Source organism: bacterium, assembly GCA_035528375.1.
Taxonomy (GTDB): Bacteria; RBG-13-66-14; RBG-13-66-14; order RBG-13-66-14; family RBG-13-66-14; genus RBG-13-66-14.
Map to the genome: position 1 here is coordinate 1 of DATKYS010000123.1, position 3,543 is coordinate 3,543.

The 3,543-nt window shown below is 66.1% G+C and carries 5 protein-coding genes; all 5 read right to left on the reverse strand.

What is annotated here, in order from left to right; genetic code table 11:
- Positions 1-447: 447 nt before the first annotated feature.
- From VM054_09770 to VM054_09790, 5 genes are read right to left on the reverse strand one after another with little or no spacing between them, the layout of a single operon-like run.
- Positions 448-1,329 carry an ATP-binding protein gene (locus VM054_09770; GenBank protein ID HUT99347.1) on the reverse strand — a complete coding sequence of 294 codons (882 nt, stop codon included), beginning with the start codon at positions 1,327-1,329 and terminating at the stop codon, positions 448-450.
- Complete coding sequence (locus tag VM054_09775; GenBank protein HUT99348.1) at positions 1,319-2,161, reverse strand: ATP-binding protein; 843 nt, start codon at positions 2,159-2,161, stop codon at positions 1,319-1,321. Before VM054_09775 ends, VM054_09770 begins: the two co-directional genes overlap by 11 nt.
- Positions 2,162-2,163: 2 nt before the next feature.
- Positions 2,164-2,514 (reverse strand): NifB/NifX family molybdenum-iron cluster-binding protein, encoded by a 351-nt coding sequence (locus VM054_09780; GenBank protein ID HUT99349.1) that lies wholly within the window; start codon positions 2,512-2,514, stop codon positions 2,164-2,166.
- A gap of 14 nt (positions 2,515-2,528) precedes the next feature.
- Complete coding sequence (locus tag VM054_09785; protein HUT99350.1) at positions 2,529-2,924, reverse strand: NifB/NifX family molybdenum-iron cluster-binding protein; 396 nt, start codon at positions 2,922-2,924, stop codon at positions 2,529-2,531.
- A gap of 27 nt (positions 2,925-2,951) precedes the next feature.
- Positions 2,952-3,215 carry a DUF5320 domain-containing protein gene (locus VM054_09790; GenBank protein ID HUT99351.1) on the reverse strand — a complete coding sequence of 88 codons (264 nt, stop codon included), beginning with the start codon at positions 3,213-3,215 and terminating at the stop codon, positions 2,952-2,954.
- Positions 3,216-3,543: the final 328 nt, after the last annotated feature.

The window sequence follows — 3,543 nt, forward strand, 5'->3', positions numbered from 1 at the left end:
AGGTCTATCACGGCGGCTTCAAGCGAAACTTCCACCTGTTCATCAGAGAAATGGAGTTCCGCTTCAACCACCGAAACGACCCGGATATGCTACCCTATCTGAAAAGCATCCTCTTTGGTCCATGAACGTGTGTGATGCCAAGAAATAAAAGGCAGATCGTCCGTGTCCAGTTTGAGAGAGGTATTGGTATCACTACTGCCTATGTAATCCACATTCTCGATGTGCCACTCGCCGGCCCAGGCCGCCCCGACGAACGCCAGCGCGAAAATTATTACCGACAACCTTTTCATCGTGTTCCGCTCCCGCGTCGAGAAGGCGCGTCTTCTTCTTCATCATCTTCCAATATAAACGCTATTTCCGCCGGGGTCAAGACCGGCGGGAGGGAGGGTTTTCTACGGGCGGGCACGTAGCCCCCGCTCTGCGATTTCATACATGCGCGTGGGTGATTCAGCCGTTCAACCGCTCGCGGAGCTCCCCCCAAAGCTCCACGAGGAGTTCCTTGAAAACGTCCAGATGAATCAGGGACAACCCCCGGGCCAGCAGGCCGGGCACACGGCGGTCGAAGGGCAGGCGCCCCAGGAGCGGCGTGCCGCGTCTGCGGCAGAGGTCGGCCGTCTCCTCGGTCAGCGCCGGGGCCAGGTCCGCCTTGTTGACCACCACGACCGCCGGTCGGTCGAAGTGGGCGCAGGTGTCCAGAGCCCGCTCCAGGTCGTGCATGCCGGAGGGGCTCGGCTCGGTGACGACCAGGGCCAGGTCGGTCCCGGTTATCGCGGCGTGGACGGGACAGCCGATCCCCGGCGGCCCGTCTACGATTATCAATCCCGACCCGGTTCGCTCCGCCACTTCCCGAGCCTCCCGGCGCACCCTGGAAACCAGCTTGCCCGAATTGTCCCGGGCGATGCCGAGCTCGGCATGAATCAGGTGGAACCCCTCGCCCACGTCCACGCGCCAGCTTCCCGCCACACTGGGCCGCAGGGTCACGGCGCCGGCGGGACAGACCGCCCGGCAGACCCGGCAGCCCTCGCAGGCCAGCGGGTCCACGAGGGCCTTGCCGTCCGTCATGGCGATCGCCGCGAAACGGCAGGCCTCGACGCAGGCCCCGCAACCGGTGCAGAGCTCCGGGGCGACGAAGGCCAGCTCGCCGCCGACGAAATCGTGGGGCTCACCGGGTTTGGCGTCCAGGATCAGGGCCAGGTTGGACGCGTCCACGTCGGCGTCAACCGCCACCACGGGGTGCTCGCCCCGGGCCAGCTCCACCAGCGAGGCGGCCAGCGAGGTTTTTCCCGTACCCCCTTTGCCGGAGACGACCACCAGCTCCTTAACCGGCACGGTCCACCTCCTCGGCGAGGGCCTCCACCGCGCCCAAGACCTCCGGCGAGCCGTCCAGGCAGAGCCCACCGGCCGCGTAAACGGCGGCTATCTCGCGCCGGAAGGGAATCTCGGCGACTACCCGAATCCCCTCCCGGGTGAGGTACTCCCGCACCTCGTCACCGCCCAGATCGCTGCGGTTGATGACGGCGACCATCCCGAGCCCCAGCGTGCGGCCGAGCTCCACCGAGAGCCGCAGGTCGTGCAGCCCGAAGGGGGTGGGCTCGGTGACGAGCACGAGGAGGTCGGCGCCGCGCAGGGCGGCCGTGACGCTGCACGAGGTTCCGGGTGGGGCGTCAACAATCTCGACACGCCCGGGCGGTGCCCAATCCAGCAGCCGCTCGATGAGCGGGGCGGACCGCGTCTCACCGATGTCCAGCCGGCCGGCGCAGCAGGTCAGCGATCCGCTCATTCCCCGCGAAAGGGTGCCGATCTCCCGGGGCACCTCCTCCAAGGCCTCCTCGGGACAGACGATAAGGCATCCCCCGCAGGAGTGGCACAGCTCGGGGAAAACCATCACCCGGTCCTCCAGGTCCAGGATGGCCCCGTAGGCGCACAGCCGCCGGCATTCACCGCACCCGGAGCAGACGCCGGTCTTCAGAGCGGGCACCGGCACCGCCATCCGCTCCTGCAGCTCGATTTCCGGTCGCAAAAAGAGGAACCCGTTGGGTTCCTCCACGTCGGCGTCCAGATAGGTGACGGACCCGGAGCGCCGGGCCAGGTACACGGCCAGGCTGGTGGCCAGTAGGGTCTTGCCGGTTCCGCCCTTGCCGCTGGCCAGACAGACCCGCATCGTCACCGGGGGGGCTTAATCTCCTCCAGCCCGCCTTCGCGGTAGAGCCGGAGGGTTTCTTCCACGGTCGTCGGGTCTTTGATCTTCCACATTCCCAGCCCGAGCCCCTCCAGAGCGGCCTGGGCCTTGGGTCCGAAGTCACCGGACACCACGCCCCGGGCGCCGTGCTCGGCGACGAGAGCGGCGGCTTGGGGTCCGGCGCCGTGGTCCGCATGGATCGCGGGGTTGTCGAACTCATCAACCGCGTCCCCGCTCTCGGTGTCAACGATGACGAAGTGCGGGGCCCGGCCGAAGCGCTGGTCCACATCGGCTTTCAGGCCGCCCTTTCCCGCGGCCGTGAAGGCTATCAGCATGGTCCCTCCCGGGTTTAGTGGTGATCCCCGTGGTCGTGGCCGCCCTCCCTGCCGGAGCAGGGGTCGTAGCCGCTCAGGCGGCCGCCCAGGTAGTCCTCCAGGGTCCGACGGACTGTACCCTGGGCGCCGGTGGCGACCTCGATGCCGTGGTGATCGAAGATATCAATGGCACGCCGCCCCATCCCCCCGGCAATCATCACCGTCACGTCCTGGGACTTGATGAACAGCGGTATCTTGCCGGGGCTGTGTTCGTCGTAATGCGGGTTGGCCACGACGCGCACGGGACCGATGCTGCCGTCCTCGCTTTCCACGATGACGTAGTACGGGCAGCGACCGAAGTGGTGGCTCACGTTGCTTTCCAGGCCGCGGTCGTCTTCGGCGGCCACGGCAATCAGGCGTTTATCGGGCATCGCCCCTCCCGGGTCGTTGCGGGTTCGCTAATCGTCTTTTTTCTCGGGCTCGGTGGAAGTGCCGCGCTGCCGGTAGCGGACGCCGTAGCCTCCGCCGCGACCGAATCCGCGGCCGTTTCCGCGTCCGCCGCCCCAGCCACGTCCTCCGCCCCTTGGGTAGCCGCCGCGTCCGAGGCCGAGCAGCGGCTCGATGATGTTGCCGTCTTTGTCCTTCCGGGGCGCGCAGTCGCCGAGGCCGCGACCGGTACGCGGACCTTCACCCTGGGGTCCGGTTCTGTCTCCGCCTGGCATATCTCTCCTCCTTGTTGATAATGATACTCATTATCTTCTGTTTCGCCAAAAGGAACTCCGTCCCGCGGAGTTTCTTACCCGTCAACACTCACGCCTTCCGATGGGTATTCTATACTATTTATTTAATTGATGCAAGGTCTCATTAGTATCGGCTTATTGCAACTCCGAGGATATTCAAGGACGGCTGTATACTCCCGCCCCTACGTCATCCGCGAATCGAACCCGTAGGGGCGACCGGTAGGACGAGTCCTCCACGGTCGCCCGCGGCGGGGAAAGGATTCCCCGCCCTACGTCTGTCGTCCGATGTAGGGCGGCCCTTCTACGGGCC

Coding starts and splice junctions, on each gene's coding strand:
- VM054_09780 (HUT99349.1), bottom strand. CDS start 2,514: ATGCTGATAGCCTTCACGGCCGCGGGAAAGGGCGGCCTGAAAGCCGAT.
- VM054_09790 (HUT99351.1), bottom strand. CDS start 3,215: ATGCCAGGCGGAGACAGAACCGGACCCCAGGGTGAAGGTCCGCGTACC.
- VM054_09785 (HUT99350.1), bottom strand. CDS start 2,924: ATGCCCGATAAACGCCTGATTGCCGTGGCCGCCGAAGACGACCGCGGC.
- VM054_09775 (HUT99348.1), bottom strand. CDS start 2,161: ATGCGGGTCTGTCTGGCCAGCGGCAAGGGCGGAACCGGCAAGACCCTA.